The following is a 23,125-nucleotide window of genomic DNA, read 5'->3' on the forward strand; positions in this document are numbered from 1 at the left end:
GGGTCATCCGCCGGCCGCCGCCACCGCTGCGGGTCATCCGCCGGCCGCCGCCACCGCTGCGGGTCATCCGCCGGCCGCCGCCACCGCTGCGGTGATCGCCTCTGCGCTGGCCTGCACCTGCTTGCCGGCGACCAGCACCGTCGGCGTGCCGGTCACTCCGGCCCGGGCCGCCTCGTCGGTCACGTGCTCCGTCCACTTCTCGAAGGTATTCTTCCGGACGCAGTTGCGGAAACTGTCCCCGGCCAGCCCGATGCTGGTGGCGACCTCGACGAGCTGATCGTCACTCAGTCCGGCGCTGCCCTCCGGCGGCTGCCGGTCGAACAGCGCCTTCGCGTAGTCCCGGAACTTGCCGCTCTGCGCGGCACAGCCGGACGCGGCGGACGACCTGGTCGAGTACTCGGTGCTGGAGAAGCGGTTGAGGAACGCCACCGGGTGGTACGTGACACGTACCTTGTTCTGGGCGACGAGTTGGTCGAGGGTGCCGCCGGCCTGCTGCTCGAAGGTGCGGCAGATCGGGCAGATGAAGTCCTCGTAGACGTCGACGTTGACCGGCCCGGAGCCGAGCACGATGCCGGTACCCTCCGGGTTGGCCCCGCCCGGCGGGGTGAAGTCGCCGGAGTCCTGGCTGGCCGAGACGCCCCAGCCGATCAGCCCGGCGATGATCAGCACGATGACCGCGCCCACCGAGGTCCACAGCGTGCGCTTGCGGCGCCGCTCCCGGGCCATCTCTTCGCGTACGACCCGGGCGGGCCGGCGTTGACCCTTGCGGTTCCGGTCAGTCATCGCTCTCTTCCTCCTCCTCCGGCGCCTCCGGTGGCCGACCGAGCGCCGCATCCACCGAGAGCGGGGTACGCGGCCAGCGCAGCAGGAAGCCGGCGAGCACCAGGAACCCCAGGTCGCGGAGGACCTCCGTGCCGTACGTCGGGTCCTGTCCGGCGGCGAGGTCCCCGCCGCTGCCGAAGCAGCCGCAGTCGATGGCGAGCCCGCGCGCCCAGGCCGAGGCGATCCCCGCGATGAAGATCACAAGAAGTCCCGCCGAGATCCCGGCGGCCAGCCTGGTGGCGAGGCCGACCAGCAGGATCAGCCCGAGGGCGAGTTCCACGAACGGCAGCGCCGCGCCGATCACCACCGCCAGGTCGTACGGGAAGATCTTGTACGCGTTGACGGCCCGGCCGGAGGCGGCGAGGTCACCGACCTTGGATCCGCCGGCGGTCAGCCACACGGCGGCGAGGCCCAGCCGGGCCGCCGTACCGAGCCACGGTCGGACGGCCGGCCAGCGGCTGCCGCCCGGCGCCGGGGTGCTTGCTGTGGTCCGCTCAGTCACAGTCATTAGTCGTCGTGCTCGGTGGCAGGGTTTCCGGTGCTGGTGTGGCGTCGGTCATCCGGGACGCCGTCACGCTGGGATCGCGCTCACCTACGGTACGTGGGCATTACGCTGATAGGTGGGCGATCCTGGGCATAACTCCTCGATCGCCAGCTCCTCCGGCCACGGGATGGCCGGGCCGATCGGACGCGGGTCCGTGTCACTCGGATGTGCCGGGAACTTTTTCGGCCCCGGCGCCGACTACTCGTCCATGGCGATCGACGGGACCAGGCTCGCGCCGCGAGCCGACGACGACCTCCGTGCCACCCGGCCGGGCGGCCGGCGTGCGGTGGCCGGCCGCAGCCCGCGCCACTCCACGCCCTTTGCCGCTCTGCCGGCCGTGGATCTGCTGGCCGCCGCTGTGACCGAGGCGGACCAGGCGTGACCCGAGGTCGCGCTTGGCCGGGGTGGTCGGCCACGATATCGGGCATGATTGCTGCGAATCGTCGTTGGTTGGCCCGCGCCGGTGCCAGTCTCGGCCTGCTGCTGGCCGCCCTCGCCCTGCTGCTCGGCCCGGCCGCCCCGGCCAGCGCGCACGCCGTACTGGTGAGCAGCAGCCCGGCCGCCGAGGTGGTGCTGCCCAACTCGCCCGCCGAGGTGGTGCTCACCTTCAGCGAGGCCGTCCGTGAGGTACCGGACAAGATCCGGGTACTCGGACCGGACGGTGCCCGGGTGGACCGGGGCGAACCGACCTTCAACGGTGCGGTGATCACCATCCCGGTCGACCCGGCCGGAGCACGCGGCAGCTATCTGGTCAGCTATCGGGTGATCTCGGCCGACAACCACCCGGTGGCCGGCGCGTACACCTACTCCGTCGGTGCCCCGTCGACGCCGCCGTCCGCCGCCGGCGGCGACGAGATCCATCCGGTGGTCGGCGCGGCGGTACGCGTCTTCAAGGGCATCGGGTACGCCGGCCTGCTGCTGCTGATCGGCCCGGTGATGGTACTCAGCCTGCTCTGGCCCCGGCGGCTCGACCGGCGAGGCCCGGCCCGGCTGATCTGGACCGGCATGGGGCTGATCGCGCTCGCCACGCTCGCCGGGATCTGGCTCCAGGTGCCGTACACCACCGGAGGTGGCCCGTTCGCGGTCAGCGGCAGCGCGCTGACCGACGTACTCGGCAGCACCTTCGGCGCCGCCCACCTGGTCCGGCTCGGCATCCTGGCCGCAGCGGCGATCCTGCTCCGCCCGTTGATCGAAGGCCGGGCCGGTCGTGGCGACCAGATCCTGCTCACCGTGCTCGGCGTGGCCGGCCTGGGTACCTGGCCGATCGCGGGGCACGCGGCGGCCTCGCCGGTACCGGCCGTCTCCGTCGTGGTCGACAGCGTGCACCTGGCCGGGATGGCGGTGTGGCTCGGTGGACTGGTCATGCTGGGCGGGTTCCTGCTCCGCCGGGCCAACGACCGGGAACTCGACGCGATCCTGCCGGTCTGGTCCCGCTGGGCGACGGTGGCCGTCTCCGCACTGCTGCTGGCCGGCGTCGTCCAGGCCCTGATCGAGGTGGCCACGCCGTCGGCGCTGGTGTCCACCACCTACGGCCGGCTGATCATCGCGAAGGTGGTGCTCTTCGCGGCGGTGATCGCGGTGGCCGCGTACTCCCGGCAACTGGTCCGGCGCCGGCTCCTCGCCGACGACCCGGCCGAGCCCGACGACGGCGACGGGTACCAGCCCGACGCCGACGGTTACCCGTCGGACGACGACGGTTATCCGCCGGCCGACGACGCGCACGGGCCGGGGGACGGGTCAGAGCGGGCGGGGACAGGCGACGGTGACGGCGTCGAGCCGGGTGGCGTGGTCGAACGGAACGGTCGGGACGTAATTGCGATGCCGGGGCCGGCCCGCGTCGCCGCCTCGGCCACCGCCACCGCCGTACTCGTCGACGACGCTCCCCGGCCGGCCGGATCGGCTCGGCGGATCCGGCGGGCGGTCTGGGTGGAACTCGCCATCACCGCGGTCGTGCTGGCCCTCTCCGCCGTACTGGTGCAGACGCCGCCGGCCCGCACCGCAGGCGAGTACGCCGATGCCGGCGGGCCGGGCTACTACACCACCACGCTGACCAGCTCGCTCTACTCGTTGCAGGTCGAGGTGGATCCGGCCGGCACCGGCAGCAACTCGGTCCACCTGTACGCCTACACCCCGGACAACAAGCCGCTGCCGGTGGTCGAGTGGCGGGCCACGGCGGCGTTGCCGGACCAGGGTGTCGAGCCGATCGAGGTTCCGCTGCTGCCGCTCACCGACAACCACGCCACCGGCGAGATCAGCCTGCCGAGGGCGGGCAACTGGCAGCTCAGTTTCACCGTCCGGATCTCGGACATCGACCAGGCAACGGTGAGCAGCACCGTGCCTATCAACTAGAGAGGTACATCATGATCCGTCACCGTCGGGCCGCGCGCGCCGCGGCTCTCGTCCTCGGAGCCGCCGTGGTCGGCGTGTTCGGGCTGGCCTCGGCGGCCTCCGCGCACGTCACGGTGAACCCGAGGGAGGCGACCCAGGGCGGTTACGGTCGCGTGGCCTTCCGGGTACCGAACGAGAGCGACACCGCGTCGACCATCAAGCTGGAGGTGGCGTTCCCCGAGGACGCCCCGCTCGCGTCGGTCTCCACCATGCCGGTGCCCGGTTGGACGGTGGCGATCGAGAAGCGCAAGGTGAACCCGCCGGTGGAGGTGCACGGCAGCCAGGTCGGCGAGGTGGTGTCCAAGATCACCTGGACGGCGCCCGCGAACGCCGGGGTCAAGCCGGGAGAGTTCCAGGAGTTCCCGGTCTCGATGGGACCGCTGCCGGAGGTCAAGCAGATCGTGTTCCGGGTCCTCCAGCACTACTCGGACGGCGAGACGTCGCGCTGGATCGAGCCGCCGGCCGCCGACGGTACCGAGCCGGAGAACGATCCCGCTCCGGTGCTGAAGCTGCTGCCGGCCGCCGATGGTGGCGACGCGCCGTCGACCGCCGGGCCGGCCGTGGTCCAGCAGCCCGCCGCGTCGGCGAGCGAGGAGGACGAGGGGAATTCGGCCGCGCTGGGCGTGGCGATCGCCGGCCTGGTCGCGGGCCTCGCCGGGCTGGCGCTGGGCGGGCTGGCCTTCGCCCGTACCCGCCGGGAGACCGCGCCGCCCGCCGCCTGATCCGACGGCGCCCCGCGCGCTCTCCTCTCCGACGTTCCCGGTGTCCGGCACTTCCAGTGCTCCGGTGCGCTGTTCGATCTGTTGGCCGCTGGCCCGTTGGCAATACTGCCGACGGGCCAGCGGCGTTTTCGGCCGATAATCCGTGTTGAAGCGATTTCGCTCGGTATGGTCGTCGGGTACTGCGACCCCACCGCCGGACCTGCGACGTCGTCGGCGAGTACCGCGACCGGAGAGAATAGGGACACCCATGCGCTTCGTGCGGCTGATCGCCGGGATACTCCTGCTCACGATCGGGCTGCCGATGCTCCTCGTCGGCGGTGCGCTGTGGACGGTGTCCGAGCGGCGGGGCGCCGACGGTGCCTTCGCCGGCACACTCGACCGGGTCGAGACCGCCGGGCACGCCGTCGTCGTACCCGACCTGGCCGCGATGCTGGACCGGGAGGCGCCGCTCCTGCCGGCCGGTCGTACCGGGCTGCGGATCGTCGCACGTACCGGGGCGGAACCGGCGTTCGTCGGCCTCGCACCCGCCGCCGAGGTCTCGACCTACCTCGCCAACTCGCCGTACGCCCGGATCGACCGGGTCAGCGTGACCCGTGGAACCCTGCCGGTACGGGTCACCCCGGCCGACGAGCCCGGCACACCGGCCCTGCCCGGGCTGCCCGGGGCACAGGACCTGTGGATCCGGGGCGGCCTGGGGACGTTGGACCTGACCGCCGACGAGCTACGCGCACCCCGGCTCAGCCTGGTCGTCATGCGCCCGGACGCGGCGGCCGGTGTCGCCGCCGAGCTGCGTGCCGAGGTACGCCCCGGCTGGCTCGACCCGTTCACCTGGACTGCGCTGACCGCCGGCGGCCTGCTCGTGCTGCTCGGTATCGCGCTGCTGGCCCGACCGGTGCGCCCCCGCGAGGTGGTCTTCGTCGTCGAGCCCAGCCAGGTGCCGGAACTTGCCGCGCGGCTCGGCGTCCCCGCGCTGGACGAGGTCGGACGCAGCGTCCCCGCACTGAACGAGGTCGGACGCAGCGTCCCCGCGCTAGACGAGGTCGGACGCAGCGCCCCCGCACTGAACGAGGTCGGACCTACCCCGGACCGGGCCGACCTGACCCCCGACCGGCAGCCCGGCGAGCCGCTGGACCGCCCCGGCGAGCGGTTGGACCGCCCTGGTGAGCGGCTCGACCGTCCCGGGGAGCGGTCGAACCGGCCGGCGACGCTCGCGGACGTACTGACGCCGACCGGCGGCACCACGGCGCGGGAATCCGCCACCGAACCGGCTGTACGCCTGGTGTGGCCGCCGATGAATCCGGCGGCCGATCCCGTGCTCCGACCCGCGACGCCGCCCCGTCCCGTGCCGGTGCCCGATGTTCCGACCGGTGCCACGGAGGTGGCGCCTGTCGCCGGAATGGTGGCCGAGTCTTCCGGGACGGCAGTGGGGTCCGCGACGGCGGTCAGCTTCGGTACGGCGGCGGGGTCTGCGACGGCAGTTGGCTCCGGGACGGCAGTCGGGTCCAGGGCGGCGGTTAACTCCGGGGCGGCGGTTGGCGTTTCGGACGGTGCTGCCGGATCGCTCGGCTGCACCGTCGCGGCGCGATCTGCTCGTGCCCCGGCCCCGGCCCCGGCCCCGGCTCCCGCGCCGGTGCCCGCTCCGCCGCCCGCACCGGTACCGGCGCCCTCGCCGACGCCGCCGTTGCCGGTGCCAGCACCACCGATGCCGGCACCGCCCAGGCCGGCACCCGTCCCAGCCGCCGGCACCGCACCGCGGGCGGTGCGAGGTTCCGTGGTACCGGCGCGACGACCGACAGCGCACCCGGGACACGTGCCCGGGTCGGTGGCCCCGTTCGGGCCCGGTCCGGCTGCCGCAGCCGCGTCCCCACCTGACCCGGCTGCTGTGCCCGCGTTCGGCCCTGCTCCGGCTGCTGTACCCGGAGCGGCGGCGATCGGGGACGGCCGGGTGCCGGGGGTCGCGTTGCGTCCGGCCACCCCGGGTACGGCGGGCTACGACGCCGGGCAGGTGCGTACGACGCGTACCGCCCTGAACCGGCCGAAGGGCTACGAGCCGGCGACCCGGTCGGCCGCGATGGACGGTACGCCGGGACGGCACAACGCCAGTGTGACGGCGGGTGAAGCGGCGGTGGCCCCGGAGGACGAGCCGGCCCGGCGAGGTGTCGACATCAGGCGGCCCAGTCCGACCACGACGTCCCGCTGACCGACCGCCCCGGTGTGGATCACCGGGCAGCAGTTCCCGAGGCGGTCGATCGCGGACTGAGGTCGACTGCGGAGGTGGCGGTGAAACCCCTGTCGGGTGGGCCGGCGCTGGGGCGTCGGCGGCGTGCTGAAGGTGGACGGCAGGTGGCCCCCCGCGCTGCCGACACGGGGGGCCACCTTCACCGGGGGATCGGTGTACCGAAGGGACGTTTCAGGTGTTGTCCCTAGATTAACCGCATCGAGACGTACTAGATAGATCTGTCCATTTGGTGCAAGTTCTGCTACTGCCGGATACTTGGTTCGTGTTTCGGGACCTCGACAGCGGTACCCGGGTCCGGCGACTTGCTCCGGATCGGCAGTACGAACAGCAGCAGCAGCGCGAAGAGCACGTAGAGATTCCGCAGCAGGAACTCGCCGGGCGCGTTCGTACGGTCGAAGGCACGTCCCCAGTCGTAGTAGGAGACCACTCCGTACACGATCACTGCGGTGACCAGCGCGGCGAGCGACAGCAGCGCGATCCTGCGGCGCCGCGCGCCCGCTCCGGCGGCCGGACCGGTGGGCCGTAGTGCGGCGTCGACCAGCACCACCACGGCGGGGATGAACCAGTACGCGTGGTGGGTCCAGGTGATCGGGCTCACCAGTACGGCGACCAGGCCGGTCAGGGTGAGCCCGGCGACCTCGTCCCCGGCCCGCGCGGCCCGGGCCGCCCGCCACAGCCCGTACGCCGCGATGGCGACCGCGAGCACCAACCAGAGCACCTGGTTCGGCTTCTCGGGAGTGGTGAACCGGCTGAGCAGCCCGAACAGCGACTGGTTGCCGGTGTAGTCGGGCCGGCCGACCCGGTCGGTCAGCCAGAGTTCGTGGGTCCAGAACCGCCAGGAGTCACTCGGCGCGATCGCCGCCGCCAGCAGCGTCGCGCCGGCAGCGGTCGCGCTGGAGACCAGCGCCGCCCGCCACCGCCGGGTGGCGAGCAGGTAGACGATGAAGATCCCCGGATAGAGCTTGAGCGCCGTCGCCAGCCCGATGCCGACGCCGGCCCAGCGCGAGTTCCGGGGTACGGCAAAGAGCAGGTCGGCCAGGACCAGCACCACGAGCAGCATGTTGATCTGCCCGAAGACGATGGTCTCCCGGGTGCTCTCCACGGCGAAGACGAGCGGTACGGCCAGCCCGGCCGCGAACCACCGGGAGACCCCGTACCGGTCGGCGACCGAGGAGACGAGCCACCAGGTGGTCACCAGCAGCGCGAGTACGGTCAGCGCGGTGAAGAGGACGACGGTGACCCCGATGCGCAGCCCGGCGAAGGGGCGCAGCAGCAGAGCGGTGAAGGGCGGATAGGTGAAGAACAGCTCCTGCTGCACCGGGTCGGGCTGGGCGTAGTCGTACAGCGGGTTGCCGTCCGCCCACCAGCGCATCGCGCTCATGTAGATCTTGAGGTCGAAGAAGTCGTGCGGGGTACTGGCCAGATAGAGCAGCGGCACCGCCGCGGCGACCAGCACGACGACGATGATCTGGCGTGCGGTGCGGCCGCCGGGATCGTCCTCGTCGGTGGCGGGTGGCGCGGGGGCATCGGCTGGCACGGGAAAACCCTAGCGGGCCGTTCTGTCCACAGCGTTGAGGCGCGGGTCGCAGGGCTACGCGTAGTCTGATCGTCGTGGCTGATCTTCTCGTCTGGGTCGACTGTGAGATGACCGGGCTCGACCTTGGCAAGGATGCCTTGATCGAGGTCGCCGCGCTCGTCACCGACCGTGACCTCAACGTGCTCGGCGAGGGTGTCGACGTGGTGATCCACGCCGACGAGCAGGCGTTGGCGGGGATGCCGGAAATTGTCCGCGCGATGCACGAACGGTCGGGTCTGACCGAGGAGGCACGTCGGTCGACGGTGAGCCTGCGCGAGGCCGAGGACCTGGTCCTCGAGTACGTCACATCGTTCGTCAAGGATCCGCGTACCGCGCCGCTGTGTGGCAACTCCATCGCCACCGACCGTGGCTTCCTGGTCCGTGACATGCCACGACTCGACGCCCACCTGCACTACCGCATGATCGACGTCTCGTCGATCAAGGAGCTGTGCCGCCGCTGGTACCCCCGGGTCTACTTCGGCCAGCCCGCGAAGGGGCTGGCTCACCGGGCCCTGGCCGACGTCCGGGAGAGCATCCGGGAACTGGAGTACTACCGGCGGACGGTCTTCGTACCGCTGCCCGGGCCGGACGTCGACACCGCCAAGGCCATCGCCGCCGAGCTCTGACCGCCTCCTGGTCGGACTGTCCGGGCATTCCGCCCCATCGTCGTCGTCCCGGGTCGTGCGCGACCCGAGGGCGCAACCCGGTCGACGGCCGGGGGAGGGGTGTGGCTATCATTGGTCGTCGCCCCGCCGGGTCTGGTGATCCGGATGTGGCAGATGTTCCAGCTCAAACTGAACATGGTGGCTGTAGCTCAGTTGGCAGAGCACCGGGTTGTGGTCCCGGGTGTCGTGGGTTCAAATCCCATCAGTCACCCTCGTATTGGATCTTCAGATCCGCAGGTCAGGCTCCCTCGGTCGAGGGAGCCTTGATCGTTTTAGGGGCCATCTGGGGGCATTTCGGGGGCAGCATACGGAACGCCCCCGCCCTCCCCTCAGGTATCCGAGGAGGGGGCGGGGGCTATGCCGTGGCGGATGTCCGGCCGTGGCGGATGCCTGGCTGGCTCAGCCCGTGGTGGTGGCTTCGGTGGTCGGCTCGGTGCTCGGGGTGGCCGCCGTCTCGCCGGCCGGGATCGCGCTGCCCTTGACGTACTGGTCCCAGCTCATGTTCCAGTCGGTCCAGCCGTTGCCGTTCTCCAGCTTGCGTTCGGTGCCCTTGACCTGGATCGGGTCGCCGACCCGGGTCTGGTTGAACAGCCAGTTCGCGTTGGCGGTCGACATGTTCACGCAGCCGTGCGACACGTTCGTACGCCCCTGCGAGGCGACGGACCACGGCGCGGCGTGGATGAACTCGCCACCCCAGGTGAGCCGCTGGGCGTACTCGATGTCGGTGATGTAGCGGTTCGCCGGGTTCGGGTCGTCCATCGTGTTGAAGACGGTCTTCTTCAGCTTCTCGATGACCACCATCGTGCCGCTGGAGGACGGCGTGCTCTTCTTGCCGAGGCTGATCGGGATCGTCTTGATGACCTTGCCGTCCCGCTTGACCGTCATCTTCTTGGTCTTGTTGTCGACGGTCATCACCACCGCCGGTCCGGTCTTGATGTCGACGGTCAGGTCGGAGCGGCCGTACCAGCCGCCGCCCATCGGCAGCCCGCCGGCCTGGATCTTGTAGAAAATCTTGGTGTTGGCCTTCCAGTACGTCTTCGGGCGGTAGCGCACCTCGGTCGGGCTGACCCAGTGCCAGATCCCCTCCTGGGCCGGGGTGGCCCGGACGGTCATCCGGCGCTGCACGTCGTCCCGGTAGTCCTCCGGTACGGCTCGGCTGAACTTGACGATCAACGGCATGCCGACGCCGACCGTCTGGCCGTCGCCGAGGAAGCTGGTCACCCGGATCTGCTTGCCGGGCTTGGCCATCGTGGTGAAGGTGCTGGTGGTCGTCGCCGGCTTACCGTCGTCGCCGGTCGCGGTCACGGTCGCGGTGTACGTCGTACCGTATTCCAGCGCCTTTTCCGGCAACCAGGTCCCGGCGCCGGTGACCGCGCCCTTGACAGCCTCACCGGCCGCGTTCTTGACCTCGACGGCCGTCTCGACGGCATCCTTGCTGTTGAAGGCGATCTCCGCGGAGGCCGGTACGTCCTTGGCGTCGGCGGCCGGCGCAGTGATCGCGGCCGAGGCCTTCGGCTTCTCCTCGGCCTCGCTGCCGCCCTGGAAGGACGGCCCGCCGCCCTGCTCGCCGGCCTTCGTGCAGGCGGTCGCGGTGAACGCCAGGGCGCCGGCGAGCACGACTGCGGCCAGAGCCCGGAACGGCGCGGGTCGGCGTGTCGCCGAACCCGGGTCGGAGGTACGACGGGTCACCTGATCTCGGCCTGCTCGCATGATCCCCTCACAAGGCTGGTTTCCACAGCGGTACCCACTCGGTCCCCACGGTCATCCTCTCCCAATGACGCTCGTGAGCAAGTTTTCGTTTGCTGCCGTGCCGTAGAACACCATCGGACAGGGTCGATTTAGCCGCTTAGTGCCGCAAATGTCGACGGGAGGCGTCGGTGGATGTCCCGGGGACGTTCCCTCGGTCCGGCGGTCAGGCGCCGAGGTCGGCCGGGACCGGCAGCGCGCTGCCCTTGACGTACTCCTTCCAGGGCAGGTTCCAGGCGGTCCAGCCGTTGCCGGAGACCAGTTTCCGTTCGGTGCCGCTGATGGTCACCGGGTCGCCGGTCTTGGTCTTCTCGAAGAGCCAGCGGGCGTTCGCGGTGGACATGTTGACGCAGCCGTGCGACACGTTCCGCCGCCCCTGGTCGCCCACGGACCACGGCGCGGCGTGGATGTACTCCCCGCCCCAGGTGAGGCGCTGGGCGAAGTCGATATCGGTTACGTAACGGTTCGCCGGGTCCGGGTCGTCGCGGGTGTCGAAGACGGTGGACTCCTTCTTCTCCATCACCACCATGGTGCCGCTCGATGACGGAGTGCTCTTCTTGCCGAGGCTCACCGGGATGGTCCGGATCGCCTTGCCGTCCTCGAGGACGGTCATCTTCTTGGTCTTGTTGTCGACCTTCATCTCGAACCGGTTGCCGATCTTGGCAGTCGCCTTGCGGTCGACGTTGCCGTACCGCCCGTTGCTCAGCGGGATGCCCTCCAGCCCGATCCGTACGTCGAGCGTCGTCCCCGGCTGCCAGTACTCCGGGGCCCGGTAGTAGGCCTGCGTACCGTTGGACACCCAGTGCCAGGCGCCGGGCTGCGGCGGGTTGGACTCGACGAACATCCGCTGCTGCACCTTGGCCCGGTCCTTCTTGGCGATCCCCGGCGAGAACTCCACCACCACCGGCATGGCCACGCCGTAGGTCTTGTCGTCGAAGAGGTAGAGGCCGGAACCGATCACCGACTTCGGCTTGGCCATGGTGGTGAACGAGATGCTCGTGGTCTCGGTCTGCCCCGCCGAGGAGGTCGCGGTGACCTGGGCGTTGTACGTCTTGGCATACTTCAACGGCGCCGCCGGTACCCAGGACGAACCGTCCGGCCGCATCGCGCCCTTGACCGCGCCGCCTCCGGCGAGGGTCAGGCTGACGTTGCTGACCTTGCCGCCCTTGACGCTGGTGCCGATCTCGACACTCACCGGTTGCTTCTTGGCACCGTTGGCCGGAGTGACCGCGAGGTCGAGCGGCTCGGCTGGCGGTGTCGGGGTCGTACTCGCGCCCGCCGCCGCCCCGTCACCGCTCACGAACTGCGGCTTCTCGTCCCCGTCGCCACCGCAGGCCGCTGTTCCCAGCGGCGCGGCGAGCGCCAGAACGATGATCATCGCCCAGTTGCGCGTGCTCCTGCCCATCCCCACCTCGGTCCACTCGAATCCCGGGAGACATCGTGCACTATCGGGGCCACAGTTTTGACCCCGGAGGCTGAAACCCTATGCGTCGATTGTCTTGTTTTGACCGACTCGGCCGAACGGCGGTGGCCGGTGGGGGGAACTGGTTGGAAGCCCCTCGCGCGACCGTGTTAGGGTTTCTCCCGTTGTCAGCGAGCGCCGCTAGCTCAACTGGCAGAGCAGCGGACTCTTAATCCGCGGGTTCGGGGTTCGAGTCCCTGGCGGCGCACAATTGATCAGGGCCCTGACTTGGGATTCTTCCTGGGTCCGGGCCTTTTTCATGTTTCGTGCCGTGGCCGAGTGCTCGACGGGTGCTCGAAAGCCGTCGGACGGACACTGCGGGTGCCGGATTCCCTGTCGCTGGCGCGGACAAGATCGGCAGGTGGCGTTGGTGACCGGGCGGCGCCTCCGGCTGTCAGCCCTGATTGGTCCACGGCCGAGACGGGACTTTGTGGACGAGCCGAGCCTGCATCGGAGTGAGCCGGGGACGGCCGCCGGATGCGGCCGTCCCCGAGGGGTACTGCGGAGCCCGAGCGATTGCCCCGTGGTTCAGCGGTTCGCCGTCCCGCCGCCAGAGGCTGGTGGGACCCGCTCGAACCGTACTCGGCTCAGCCATCCCGGGAGGTCACTGAGCACGTACAGCTCGCCGTGCACGTCGGCGTCGATCGCGGTCGGCTGGATGGGGAAGTTGCCGATCGTGGCGGTCTCGTAGCCGCCCGTGGGCTTGGGGCGTACGGCGAACGCGAGGGTCGAGCAGTAGTCACTCGCGATGTAGGTGCCCCACGCCTCGGGGGTGGCGGACCCTCGGTACACCACGCCGCCGGTCACGGAGCAGCTCTCCGTCATGAAATGTGGGTACTCGAAGACCGGGTCGGTGTACCGCACGCCCGGCCGGCATTGCTCCTGGTCGAAGACCGGGGTGCCCTCCCGGCAGGACCAGCCGAGGTTCGCCCCACGCTGCGACGGGCGGATGTGGTTGATCTCCTCGATCAGGCCCTGGCCGACGTCACCGATCCACAGCGAGCCGTCGACCCGGTCGACGGAGAACCGCCACGGGTTGCGCAGCCCGTAGACCCAGATCTCCGGCCGAGCGCCGCGGGTGCGGACGAACGGGTTGTCGGAGGGTACGCAGTAGGGCTTTGCCCCGCAGGTGCGGTTGACGTCGATCCGTACGATCTTGCCGAGCAGGGTGCCGAGATCCTGACCGGACTTGAACGGGTCGTTCGCGTGGCCGCCGTCGCCGAGGGACCAGTAGAGGTAGCCGTCGCGGCCGAACGCCACCTGTCCGCCGTTGTGGTTGCCGTACTCGGCGTGCGGCTGGGTCAGCAGCACCTGCAGCCGTGCGGGAGCGCCGAGGGGCACTCGCGCCAGGGTCAGCTCGCCGGCCGGCAGGCTCGTGTAGGCCACGTAGAGGATCCCGGTCCGCGCGAAGTTCGGCGCGGGCGTGATGCCGAGGAGGCCACGCTCGTTGTCCGACGTGTCGATCCGGGCGGTCAGGTCGAGCACCGGCTCGGCCGCCAGGCCGGTGTCGGGGTGGTAGGCGCGGACGGTGCCGTTCTTCTCCGCGATCAGCATCCGGCCGTCGGGCAGCCCGGTGATCGCGATCGGACGTTGTAGACCGAAAGCCACCTGTTCGGAGACCACGGTCAGTTCGGCGAGTGGCACCGCTCTGGTGTGGGATGTGCCGGCCGTGGCAGTGTCGGCCACCGACGCCGGTGGCAACAGGAACGCGGACAGGACCAGAACGAGCAGCCCGGCCAGCATGGTGGCCGGGCGACAACGCCGTCGCGACATGTTTCGGCTCCTCGAGCAGGTGGTGTGGAGGACGCGATCTGGGAGCGTTCCCACACTACATCGAGCCCTGCCAATATCCAACCCGCGTGTTGCCGCCCTGGGAGCGCAGCACGTCGGGCCCGTGGTGAGCCGCGATCGTGACGGCGAGCATGTGCTGGGGCGGCGTGCACTGGGGCATGAGGGTGCGTCTCTCGGCCGACGTCCGGGCGTCAGTGGCACACGACCGCCACGTTGAGGAACAGGCAGCAGGAGGTCGAGATGGACAAGGCAACGGCAGACGCCGCGCGAACCGCGATGTCGGGGCCGCCGCGATGACGCCAGGTCACGGGCAACATCTGCTCCAGGACGACGAGTACCAGCCAGCCGAGCAGTACGAGCGGGAACCAGAGATCCCAGGCAGCATTGTCGAACGCGCTCGCGTTTCCGTTTCCGCCGTAGTTGGGGCAATCCTGGTAGCGGGTGACCGGGTCGAGGACCGTCAGCAGCAACGCGATGACCGCGCCGCCGACGAGGCAAACCCAGAAGCCGCTGAGCCGTGACGGGCGCCCACGACCGTTGATCATCAGCTCAGCCTAGGAACACCACCGGTAGCAGTCGCCAGGACCTCTCCCGCCACCCGTGAAGGTCCTGCTCTTGTGCTGGGCGTGAGCAAAACGTTTGGCGGATCACGGCGGACGCTGCTAGTTTTCCTGAGGCCGTGCGAGAGACCGAGGAGGTGGTACCCGTGAACGTTTCGACATGGGTGCTCCCCTCCGGGGTCACGGTCGGGCGGTAGGTCGTCCGGGAGCGCCGTTCAAGGGCATTCCCGAAAGGTACGACCATGCAATTCACTTCTGAACAACGCTTCGACGACGGCGTCCTCGAACGCGAATTCACCCTCGGCGGGATCCCCGGCATCGTGTGGACGCCCGGATCGGCGCCGGCACCGCTGATCCTGCTCGGCCACCCCGGCGGACTGCCCAAGATGTACCCCCGACTGGTGGCCCGGGCCCGGCACTGCGCGGCGGAGGGCTTCGCCGCGGCCACCATCGAGCTGCCCGGGGGTGGTGCCAGACCCCGTTCCGCCGCTGCCGAGGAGGCCCGCGCCGACCTGCGCCGGGCGCTGGCGGCCGGCGAGCCGGTCGACGACGAGATCGTCGAGCGGCTCGTCCTCCCGCTGGTCGAGCAGGCTGTTCCGGAATGGCGGACGGCGCTGGACGCCCTCCTGTCGCTGCCCGAGATCGGCGGCCCGGTCGGGTACGCGGGAGGGGTGATCGCCATCGGCACCCGGCTGGCGGTGGTCGAGCCGCGCATCTCGGCCGCCCTGCTGTTCGCCGGGAGTTTCGTGCCCCGCAGCATGTTCGAGGAGGCCCGGCAGGTCACCATTCCGCTTCTGGTCCTGCTGCAATGGGACGACGAGGGAAACGACCGGCAGTTGGCCCTGGACCTGTTCGACGCCTTCGGCTCCGAGGAGAAGACGCTGCACGCCAACATGGGCGGGCACACCGGCATCCCGCAGTTCGAGGGAGACGACGGAAACCGCTTCTTCGCCCGGCACCTGAAGTGAGGCCGGACCAGCTCTTGACCCAGTTGGCGCGGGGCTCGGCGTCGTCATCGCCGAGCCGGACGGGTACACCCCGGTCAGCCCTGCTCAGAAGCGGTCGAGACGGCAGCCTGCCAGCATCGGCTCGACGGCACCGTCGACCAGTTCCCGCGCGACCAAACGCCCCACGGCTGCGGCGAGCGTGACCGCGGAGTGCAGCACCGCCACGTAGAGGCCGGGCACCTCGGCGACAGGGCCGACGATCGGCTCGCCGTCGACCGGCATGGGGCGTACGCCGATCCGGGTGCTGAGCAGTTCGATGTTCGCGGCGCCACGGAAGGTGGACCGGACGGCTGCGAGAGTCCGTTCGGGCGAGTCCGCGGCGGCGAGTAGCCGGTCCGCGCCGACCTGCCGGAGGTCGAAGTCCGGGGTGTTGACCACGGTGCGGACCAGGCCTGCCGGTGCGCGGAACCGGAAGAGCGTCGCCGGCGACGGGTGGACCGGAATGCGTACGCCGAGCGGCACGCCCAGCTCGGCCGTGGCCACCCCTGCCGCGAGCACCACGGTCGTACCGGAGAGGGGTCCGGCGGCCGTCTCGACCCCGACAACCCGACCCGCAGCATCCCGGCGGACCGCGGTGACCGGCGTGTCCGGCTGGACCCGGGCGCCGTGGGCGCGAGCGCCCGTGACCAGCCGCTCGGTCACGCCCACCGGGTCGACGGAGCCGTCACCGGGCGCCCAGACGGCCCACTCCGGGGGCTGCCGCACGCTGGGCTCCAGTGTCGCCACGGTGGCCGCGTCCACGATCTCCTGCCCGGGCCCGGCCTCCGGCGCGTCGTCCGTCGTGCCCCAGGACAGCGAGCCGGACCAGCTCACCGGAAGCCCTGGGAGTTCGGCCTCGATCCGGCGGTACTCCTGCGTCGCGGTCGCCCGCAGCGCGGCTGCTGGACCGGTGCGTACGCCGGATGCTCCGATCCAGGCGAACGAGCCTGCCGTCACACCGGCGCCCGGGCGCCCGGCGTCGACGAGGGTCACGACGGCACCGGCCCGGGCGGCGTGATAGGCCACCGAGGCGCCGACGATGCCTGCGCCCACCACGATGATGGTCTGGTCCGAAGTGGCGCCACCGTCGGACTGCGCGGACTGGAAGTGAGACATGGCGTGATCCGTTCCTGAACAGCAGCAATCGACTCGATCTGAGGAGGCAGGCCAATACTGCCGTGCTGAGCTCGGCCGTCGTCGGGCAGCCACGGTTGACCGAGCCCGGTCCGCTCGTCGGCTGAGTCGGCTCACCGGGCCGAGGCCGATCGCCACCCAGGTGTGTCGGTCGGCCGCGCGTTGCGCCCGCCGGGGACACGGCTCCGGTCGCCGAAACAAACGCCAAGCCTCGCTGTTTCAGCATCCGGTGGGGGCGCAGGGACTGAGTGTGCCGGGTGGCTGGTTACGGTGTCGAGGTGAGCCAGCGGACTGATGGAGGCGTACCTGTCAACTTGGCCCCGGTGGTGATCGGGCCTGCCACCGAGGATGACCTGCCTGGGATCGTGGAGATCCTCAACTACACGGTGGCGAACTCACACGCTACGTTCGCTACTCGGCCGACTGACGTGGAGGAACGGCGTGGGTGGTTTGAGCAGTTCTCCTCGACCGGGCCGTATCGGCTGGTCGTTGCGCGACGCGGCAGCCTCGTGCTGGGCTACGCCTGTAGCCAGCGCTACCGAGACCACGAAGCCTTCCGGGAGACGGTCGAGGTGAGCGTCGCGCTGGACGTCAGTTGCCGGGGCCAGGGTGTGGGCTCCTTGCTGTATCGGACGCTGTTCGAGTACTTGGCCGACGAGCCCGTTCATGTCGTCCTGGCGGGCATTGCCATGCCCAACGATGCGTCGGTGGCGCTGCATCGAAAGTTCGGCTTTACCGAGGTTGGCATGTTCCGCGAGTACGCGGTCAAGAACAGTCAGTACATCAGCTCGTTGTGGATGCAGCGTCTTTCACCAACTGCTGATTGAGCCGGCCGAGCTGGTTGATCATCTTCTTCGGTCTCTAGTCCTGCCAGTAGAACAGCAGGGTGTCGACGGTGAGCGGATTTCGGTCGCCGAAGTAGTAGACGCACAGGTCGGTGACCCGGATCGCGGCGGTGGCCTCGTCGATCCAGCGTAGGCCGGCCGCGTCGAGAGCCGCCGGCACGGCGGGCGCGGCATCGTACGCGGTGGCGAACCGCCCGAGGGTGCTGATGAACACCTCGACCTCGCCACACTTGACCACGTGGTAGGTGCCGTCGCCCTGCTGGTGGGCGTCGCCGCAGTAGACCGGGGACTGTGGGGCGAAGCCCGCGGCGCCGAGCGCGGCCATTGCCCGGTCGAGTTGCTTCTGTTGGTCGGGGCGGGCGGGTGGCTCGGTGCAGAGGGCCTCGATCCGCCATCGCGGATCGCTGTGCCGTTCGCAGCCAGGCGCGTACTCGTGCACGATCGCCGCGCGGAGTTCGTCGTCCAGACCTGGAACGTCGACCCGGGGGCGGCCGAGTCTGTCGTAGATCGCCCGGGTTTCGGTGACGTCCTCGGTGAGGTTGTACAGCGCGTACGCGGCCCACAGTTTCGCCTCGGTCGTGGGTGCCCTGTCGAGGTGGTCGCGCAGCCGGTTCGGGTCGGTCAGCAGCGACTGGGCGAGGTACGCCACGGATCGGTCGGGATCCGCGAGCGCGTCCGTCCCGTCCTCGCCGAGGCGGTGTCGCATGCGGACGCGGAAGGCACGGTCCTCGGGGCGCCGGTCGCCGACGTCGCCGAGGACCTCCGCCACTCCGTGCCGGGCGACCAGCCCGTCCAACCCGGCCTCACCGAGCGCCTGCCAACGCGACCACGGACTCGCCGCGAGGGTTACCAGTTCGGCCGTTGCCGTCCGGTCGCCGAGCATGCCGCGCGCCTTGAGGAACGCCGCAGGCATGCCGTACTGCTCGTGCTGCCGGTCCTCGTGTCGTAGCCAGGGGAGGAGTTCCGTCCGGTCCGGGAAGAGGTCCAGGAGCGCTGCGCGTACCTCGGCGGTGTCGTCGGGATCGCGTACCCGGGCCAGCAGTTCGGCGACCCACCGTTGCGGCACCCGACCGGCCAGCGCGACGGCGCAGGCCCGGCGGCGCCACCACGGGTTGCCGGGATCGGCGGCGTACCGGGCGAGTTCGTCCGCGTCGTACCGGCTCAGGCCGGCGGTGTCGACTCCGCTGATCCCGGGCACCAGAGCCTCGATGTTCCCCATCGCGGAAACGCTACAACGCCGAGGTCGGGCGCGCGTAGACCCAGGCACGCACACCCGTGCCGAGGAAGACGAGGGTGCGGTGGTAGTCGTCGACCTCGTACCGGTCGGCGGCGGCGAGTTCGTCGTCGGTCACCTCGTGCCGGGTGCCGGCGCGAACGGTGCGAGTGGCGCGTCGCTTCCGGATTCGGTGGCGTCACGGTCGCGGCGATCGCCGGCCCGAGCCGGGCACAACGCCGCACGGGTCTTCCCTGCGGGGCCGGAAGCGGGGATCCTGCGAGGAGGGCAGATCGAACCTCGGGCTGGAGGGCCACTCGCACCGGCGGTTGCGGCCGGGGCGGGCGGCGGAGCCGGATGATCAACTATGTCTGTCGTTGTTAGACTTCGGTAGGTCGTCGAGTGCTGAGCGGGGGTGGCGGCCGTGGCGGGGATCCCGGGTGGCGAGGCGTTTCTGGATCCGGACAGCGCGCGCGACTATCTGCGGTCGTGGCAGCAGCGCGTCGAGGTGATGGCGGCGAAGACGCAGGCCATGAGTGACCAGATCGGACAGTTGCGGGCCACCGCGAAGGACGGCAACGGGCTGGCCGAGGTGACGGTCGACTCCACGGGCGTGCTGGTCGATCTGAAGCTCACGGACCGTATCCACCGGTTCGACCCGGAGACGGTGGCGCGGGCGGTGATGTCGGCACTGCGTGAGGCGCGGGTGACGGCGGCCGACAGGTCGCGGCAGATCGCGATCGAGACGATGGGGCCCGACTCGGTGTCGGCGCGCACGATCGGTGATCGGATGCAGCAGCTCCTCGACGGGCCGGACTCGACCGACGGCCCGTCTGGGCCTCCTGCTCCGAGGCTGGGACGGGGGTAGGCGATGGCTGACGCGTTCAATGTCGACCCGGCGCAGTTGCACCGGCATGCGGCGCGGGTGCTGGCGGTGCGGGACCAGTTGGGGGCGATCAAGGGCGCCAGCCGTGCGATCAGCCAGAACGACGAGGCCTACGGGTTGTTGTGCGGGTGGATCGCCGGGATTCTCGAAGCCCGGCACCAGCGGCAGGACGCGCTGTACGCGTACGTGGAGGAGAACCTGTCGCTGGCGTCGGAGGCGTTGACCACCGCTGCCCGGGCGTACGAGTCCGCTGACAGTTCGTCGTCGAACCGGGTCCGCCGGTCCGGCGGGGTGGGGTGAGGTCGCCACCATGGTTGCCGACAATTCGCTGGTCGCCGCGCCGACGTCGACGCGTACGGCGTGGACGGGGTCGTCGCTGGCCGAGGGGTTCCAGGGCCTGCACCAGTCGGTGAACAGCGGCTCCTGGGTCGACGGGCTGCTGGCCGGCGGGGCGTTCGCGATGGAGGCTGCGGCTACGGTGCTGGACCCGTTCAGTGCGTTGCTGGCCAACGGGCTCGGCTGGGCGATGGAGCACTTCGAGCCGTTGCGCGAGGTGCTGGACAAGCTGGCCGGGATTCCGGACATGGTCACCGCGCACGCCGAGACGTGGCAGAACATGGCCGGCGCGTTGCAGACGATGGCCGACGACCTGTACTCCAGCCTCGCCTCCGACCTGCCGGACTGGGGTGGCAGCGCGGCCGAGGCGTACCAGAACAAGATGGCCAACAACGTCGACGGGCTCGGCGGCCTGTCGGTGCTGGCGGCGACCATGGCCTCGGCGACCCAGGCGGCGGGGAACCTGGTGCAGTTCACCCGGGACATCGTCCGGGACCTGATCTGCGACCTGGTCGCCCGGGTGATCGTCTGGGCGGCGGAGGCGTTGCTTGTCGTCACGATCCCGCTGGTCGCGGCGCAGATCGTGTCGGCGGTGCTGAAGTGGGCCGGCCGGATCGCGAGCTACACCAGCGCGCTGATCACCAGCCTCACCAACCTGAAGACGCTGATGGGGTAGCTGATCATGAGCTTGAGGTCGCGTAGTCGATCGCGGTGTGCAGACAGCGGACCTTCCGCACGACCGGTGGGGGCACGATGACCGAGCCGGCCGCCCGCCGCGCCGCGCAGGGTTGGTAGGGCGCCGATGGCCAGAGGCAGCGGGGGATCCCACACCGGCAGCACCGACACCGTGCCGACCACCCGCACCGGAAGCGACGGCGACGCCGCACCGTCGGGGCGGAGAACCTCCGGCGGGAACGCCGGGAGTGTGGACGGCGGCCACACCCAGGTACAGGCGGCGTTCGACGCCGGTCGGGTAGGTAACGCCAGCGCGGCCAGCTCCACCACCCAGTCGCCGGTGCACAGCACGATCACCGGCGAGGAGCTGCCGGAGGGCTACAAGTACGACGCCAACGGCCGGCTGCACGGGCCGGACGGCGGATACGCCAAGGATCCGACCGCCCCACCCGGCGCGCACAACCGGGACAGCGAGTATCCCGGCGGGTACCGCGAGTCGACGCACGACGAGATGGCCCGTCGGTACACGGTGGAGGGTGCCGCCGCGGGGGAGTGGCCGCGCTCGCCCACCGGTGAGCGGATACCCAGGGACCAATTGACCTGGCTGGACGACAACGGTGAGGTTATCGACGTCCCGGATGGCGACGAGATCACCTACGAGCACAACAAGCCGGTCGTCCAGGACTGGAACGACAATGGCCGGTTCAATACCAGGCAGTATCGAAATGACTGGTACAACAATGTCGACAACCTGCAACCCATGCTGCGGTCGGAGAATTCCCGGGGTGGCGCGACATTGGGGTTGAGATACGAACAGGAAACGGGCGGGGGGTATACTGCCTCCTGATGTCCGACCGTCGAGGACGCGTAGCTGCCGGTAACCGAACTGGAGTATCGTGACCGATATCGCCAATATCGTCCAGGGCTTCGCCGGCGTCCGGCCCCTGCCGGGGATCCAGGACGCGTGGACCTGGTCGCTGGGCACCATGTTCAGCTACGGCCTGGCCATCACCCCCGACGGCGGGCACGCGGTGCAGATGAACATGCGCGGTGAAGGCGACGAGGAACTTCTGACCAGCGTCCTGTCCTTCGCCCGGGAACGCAGCACCGAAGTGCTCGCCGCCGTACCGTTCGCGGTCCTCGAAGGCTACACGCCACCAGGGAACTCCAATTACGAGTTCGACACGGTCGGCGCCGTGATTCCCACCGTCTACCGGCTCCACAAGAAAATCCCCGAACTCTCCGATGTCACCTATCAGGTGTTCCCGGCGTGGCGCTGCGAGTTCTCCGGCCGGGAATCGCAGATCGAGGCGGCGGACCGGTTCGGCAAGTTCCTGGAATCCGCCGACATCCACCGCATCCCGAGGCCGTTTCTCAAGATGCGCTTCGACAATCCGAAAACCGGCGGCGGCAGCATCGGTGACGAACTCGGCCTCGCCCGGACCGACCTGCTGTACAGCGAGCTACGCAAGCTCGACCGGGCCGACGGTGCGTGGATCGACTTCCAGAACTTCCAGAACAAACTCCGCCGGGCGTACTGGGAGGACGGCCTACGACTGGCCACCGAAGGCGGGCAGGGCCGCGAGATCGAGCTGAACGACCTGCTGCTGTACGCCCACACCTTCCTCACCGAGGGCGTCGACGATGAATCTTGACATCGAGGACCAGGACGAGATCCACGACGCCACCGAGGCAGACATCCGCGCCGGGCTCGCCCGGCTGAACAGCCGAGGCCCCAGGTTCGCCGTCCTCCGGATCCGCCCGCACTACTACATCCAGACCTACGCCGTCGACGACGGCCGCCTCGACGTGGACTACCGCGAAGGCGGCCCCGACCGCGCCTACGCATCGCCGTTCCCCCAGTCCAAGGACGCGGTCACCGACGCGTTCCTCAGCTACCTCTACGACGACAACCGCTGGCGCACCGCCTTCGAATGGAAGCGCCAACCGGAAGAGGACCAATGAGCTACGTCGTCCCGGTCACCGACGCGACCTACCACGCCCGGGTCGCCAACAGCCCGACGCCGGTCCTGCTCGTGTTCCTACCCGCCAGCGGCGACGTCCGGCGCGCGTTCTCCCCCGTACTCGCCGAGGTGGCCCAGCGACTCGGCGACAGCCTGACGATCGCCACGGTCGACGTGACCACCAACCCGGTCACCACCCGGGGATGGGGCGTGACCCAGACCCCGACCTCGGTGCTGCTCGACCAGGGCGTCATGCAACGTGTGCTACTCGGAGTACGCCCCGCCGACCGGCTCGTCGAGGAGATCGAGCAGGCCGTCGGGCCGAACATCGCGACGCACTGACACACCAGCCACACCATCCGTCGGCGGTGGAAATGACGACCGTCGCGGCGACAGGGTCGGGTGGAGCACGTCGAACTCTGGCGACACGCCCGGCCGGTAAGCAGGATCAGCGGGTCAGCAGGATCGGCCGGCTCGGCATCGGCCCGGATCGTCCCGGTGAGACGCCGTCGGTGTCGTGGATGTTCCGAGGAGTCCGCCGCAGAGCGGACTTCCGCGTACGCCCGGGTTT

The 23,125-nt window shown here is 70.1% G+C and carries 24 protein-coding genes and 2 tRNA genes; 16 read left to right on the forward strand and 10 right to left on the reverse strand.

Going from position 1 to position 23,125, the window contains the following annotated elements; all coding sequences use genetic code 11:
* Nucleotides 1–63: 63 nt before the first annotated feature.
* Together Pen02_RS05735 and Pen02_RS05740 are read right to left on the reverse strand one after the other, a co-directional pair.
* Nucleotides 64–783: a DsbA family protein gene (locus Pen02_RS05735; protein WP_203864877.1), complete on the reverse strand. Its 720-nt coding sequence runs from the start codon at nt 781–783 to the stop codon at nt 64–66.
* Nucleotides 776–1,330, reverse strand: coding sequence for a MauE/DoxX family redox-associated membrane protein (locus Pen02_RS05740; RefSeq protein ID WP_203864878.1), 555 nt, complete (start codon nt 1,328–1,330; stop codon nt 776–778). Before Pen02_RS05740 ends, Pen02_RS05735 begins: the two co-directional genes overlap by 8 nt.
* A 244-nt stretch (nt 1,331–1,574) precedes the next feature.
* Between Pen02_RS05740 and Pen02_RS05745 the strand changes: the two genes are divergently transcribed.
* The 4 genes from Pen02_RS05745 (at nt 1,575) to Pen02_RS05760 (ending at nt 6,676) form a co-directional block, all read left to right on the forward strand.
* Nucleotides 1,575–1,748 carry a hypothetical protein gene (locus Pen02_RS05745; RefSeq protein WP_203864879.1) on the forward strand — a complete coding sequence of 58 codons (174 nt, stop codon included), beginning with the start codon at nt 1,575–1,577 and terminating at the stop codon, nt 1,746–1,748.
* Between the two features lie 44 nt (nt 1,749–1,792).
* Complete coding sequence (locus tag Pen02_RS05750) at nt 1,793–3,715, forward strand: copper resistance CopC/CopD family protein (RefSeq protein ID WP_203864880.1); 1,923 nt, start codon at nt 1,793–1,795, stop codon at nt 3,713–3,715.
* A gap of 11 nt (nt 3,716–3,726) precedes the next feature.
* Complete coding sequence (locus Pen02_RS05755; RefSeq protein WP_203864881.1) at nt 3,727–4,476, forward strand: YcnI family copper-binding membrane protein; 750 nt, start codon at nt 3,727–3,729, stop codon at nt 4,474–4,476.
* 247 nt (nt 4,477–4,723) lie between these two features.
* Nucleotides 4,724–6,676 (forward strand): hypothetical protein, encoded by a 1,953-nt coding sequence (locus Pen02_RS05760; protein ID WP_203864882.1) that lies wholly within the window; start codon nt 4,724–4,726, stop codon nt 6,674–6,676.
* Between the two features lie 280 nt (nt 6,677–6,956).
* On the opposite strand, the gene Pen02_RS05765 is transcribed toward Pen02_RS05760, so the two are convergent.
* On the reverse strand, nt 6,957–8,252 hold the full coding sequence (locus tag Pen02_RS05765; RefSeq protein WP_203864883.1) for a glycosyltransferase family 87 protein: 1,296 nt from the start codon (nt 8,250–8,252) through the stop codon (nt 6,957–6,959).
* 68 nt (nt 8,253–8,320) lie between these two features.
* Here Pen02_RS05765 and orn point away from each other — a divergent pair, with 68 nt between their 5' ends.
* Both orn and Pen02_RS05775 read left to right on the forward strand, forming a co-directional pair.
* Complete coding sequence (gene orn, locus Pen02_RS05770) at nt 8,321–8,917, forward strand: oligoribonuclease (protein WP_203865155.1); 597 nt, start codon at nt 8,321–8,323, stop codon at nt 8,915–8,917.
* Nucleotides 8,918–9,094: 177 nt separating this feature from the next.
* Nucleotides 9,095–9,167: transfer RNA gene (locus tag Pen02_RS05775), tRNA-His, on the forward strand.
* A 188-nt stretch (nt 9,168–9,355) separates the two neighbouring features.
* On the opposite strand, the gene Pen02_RS05780 is transcribed toward Pen02_RS05775, so the two are convergent.
* On the reverse strand, nt 9,356–10,666 hold the full coding sequence (locus tag Pen02_RS05780; protein WP_203864884.1) for a L,D-transpeptidase: 1,311 nt from the start codon (nt 10,664–10,666) through the stop codon (nt 9,356–9,358).
* A gap of 202 nt (nt 10,667–10,868) precedes the next feature.
* Nucleotides 10,869–12,107, reverse strand: coding sequence for a L,D-transpeptidase (locus Pen02_RS05785; protein ID WP_203864885.1), 1,239 nt, complete (start codon nt 12,105–12,107; stop codon nt 10,869–10,871).
* A gap of 192 nt (nt 12,108–12,299) precedes the next feature.
* Here Pen02_RS05785 and Pen02_RS05790 point away from each other — a divergent pair.
* Nucleotides 12,300–12,372, forward strand: a tRNA-Lys gene (locus tag Pen02_RS05790).
* Nucleotides 12,373–12,692: 320 nt separating this feature from the next.
* Here the strand turns inward: Pen02_RS05790 and Pen02_RS05795 are convergent.
* Together Pen02_RS05795 and Pen02_RS05800 are read right to left on the reverse strand one after the other, a co-directional pair.
* Entirely contained in the window at nt 12,693–13,937 is a 1,245-nt protein-coding gene (locus tag Pen02_RS05795) for a PQQ-dependent sugar dehydrogenase (RefSeq protein WP_203864886.1), read from the reverse strand.
* A gap of 209 nt (nt 13,938–14,146) precedes the next feature.
* Nucleotides 14,147–14,500: a hypothetical protein gene (locus Pen02_RS05800; RefSeq protein ID WP_203864887.1), complete on the reverse strand. Its 354-nt coding sequence runs from the start codon at nt 14,498–14,500 to the stop codon at nt 14,147–14,149.
* Between the two features lie 257 nt (nt 14,501–14,757).
* Here Pen02_RS05800 and Pen02_RS05805 point away from each other — a divergent pair, with 257 nt between their 5' ends.
* The gene (locus Pen02_RS05805; protein WP_203864888.1) at nt 14,758–15,483 is read left to right on the forward strand and encodes a dienelactone hydrolase family protein; all 726 of its coding nucleotides are present in this window, start codon (nt 14,758–14,760) and stop codon (nt 15,481–15,483) included.
* Nucleotides 15,484–15,567: 84 nt separating this feature from the next.
* Here the strand turns inward: Pen02_RS05805 and Pen02_RS05810 are convergent, their stop codons facing one another.
* A complete protein-coding gene (locus Pen02_RS05810; RefSeq protein ID WP_203864889.1) occupies nt 15,568–16,617 on the reverse strand; it encodes an NAD(P)/FAD-dependent oxidoreductase in 1,050 nt (349 codons plus the stop codon).
* A gap of 296 nt (nt 16,618–16,913) precedes the next feature.
* Between Pen02_RS05810 and Pen02_RS05815 the strand changes: the two genes are divergently transcribed.
* Nucleotides 16,914–17,462, forward strand: coding sequence for a GNAT family N-acetyltransferase (locus Pen02_RS05815; protein WP_203864890.1), 549 nt, complete (start codon nt 16,914–16,916; stop codon nt 17,460–17,462).
* 34 nt (nt 17,463–17,496) lie between these two features.
* On the opposite strand, the gene Pen02_RS05820 is transcribed toward Pen02_RS05815, so the two are convergent.
* The gene (locus tag Pen02_RS05820; protein ID WP_203864891.1) at nt 17,497–18,699 is read right to left on the reverse strand and encodes a hypothetical protein; all 1,203 of its coding nucleotides are present in this window, start codon (nt 18,697–18,699) and stop codon (nt 17,497–17,499) included.
* Nucleotides 18,700–18,709: 10 nt separating this feature from the next.
* Nucleotides 18,710–18,832, reverse strand: a complete 123-nt coding sequence (locus Pen02_RS42460) for a hypothetical protein (RefSeq protein WP_275413555.1) — start codon at nt 18,830–18,832, stop codon at nt 18,710–18,712.
* A gap of 276 nt (nt 18,833–19,108) precedes the next feature.
* Here Pen02_RS42460 and Pen02_RS05825 point away from each other — a divergent pair, with 276 nt between their 5' ends.
* The 7 genes from Pen02_RS05825 (at nt 19,109) to Pen02_RS05855 (ending at nt 22,896) form a co-directional block, all read left to right on the forward strand.
* Nucleotides 19,109–19,561 (forward strand): YbaB/EbfC family nucleoid-associated protein, encoded by a 453-nt coding sequence (locus Pen02_RS05825; RefSeq protein ID WP_239140125.1) that lies wholly within the window; start codon nt 19,109–19,111, stop codon nt 19,559–19,561.
* Nucleotides 19,562–19,564: 3 nt separating this feature from the next.
* A complete protein-coding gene (locus tag Pen02_RS05830; protein WP_203864892.1) occupies nt 19,565–19,879 on the forward strand; it encodes a type VII secretion target in 315 nt (104 codons plus the stop codon).
* Nucleotides 19,880–19,889: 10 nt separating this feature from the next.
* Nucleotides 19,890–20,591 (forward strand): WXG100 family type VII secretion target, encoded by a 702-nt coding sequence (locus Pen02_RS05835; RefSeq protein ID WP_203864893.1) that lies wholly within the window; start codon nt 19,890–19,892, stop codon nt 20,589–20,591.
* Between the two features lie 249 nt (nt 20,592–20,840).
* Nucleotides 20,841–21,437: a hypothetical protein gene (locus tag Pen02_RS05840; protein ID WP_203864894.1), complete on the forward strand. Its 597-nt coding sequence runs from the start codon at nt 20,841–20,843 to the stop codon at nt 21,435–21,437.
* A 49-nt stretch (nt 21,438–21,486) separates the two neighbouring features.
* Nucleotides 21,487–22,245, forward strand: coding sequence for a hypothetical protein (locus Pen02_RS05845; protein WP_203864895.1), 759 nt, complete (start codon nt 21,487–21,489; stop codon nt 22,243–22,245).
* Nucleotides 22,235–22,555, forward strand: coding sequence for a hypothetical protein (locus tag Pen02_RS05850; RefSeq protein ID WP_203864896.1), 321 nt, complete (start codon nt 22,235–22,237; stop codon nt 22,553–22,555). The genes Pen02_RS05845 and Pen02_RS05850 overlap by 11 nt, the downstream gene beginning before the upstream one ends.
* Nucleotides 22,552–22,896, forward strand: a complete 345-nt coding sequence (locus Pen02_RS05855) for a thioredoxin family protein (RefSeq protein WP_203864897.1) — start codon at nt 22,552–22,554, stop codon at nt 22,894–22,896. Before Pen02_RS05850 ends, Pen02_RS05855 begins: the two co-directional genes overlap by 4 nt.
* Nucleotides 22,897–23,125 lie beyond the last annotated feature (229 nt).

It is taken from the genome of Plantactinospora endophytica, assembly GCF_016862915.1.
GTDB lineage: Bacteria > Actinomycetota > Actinomycetes > Mycobacteriales > Micromonosporaceae > Plantactinospora > Plantactinospora endophytica.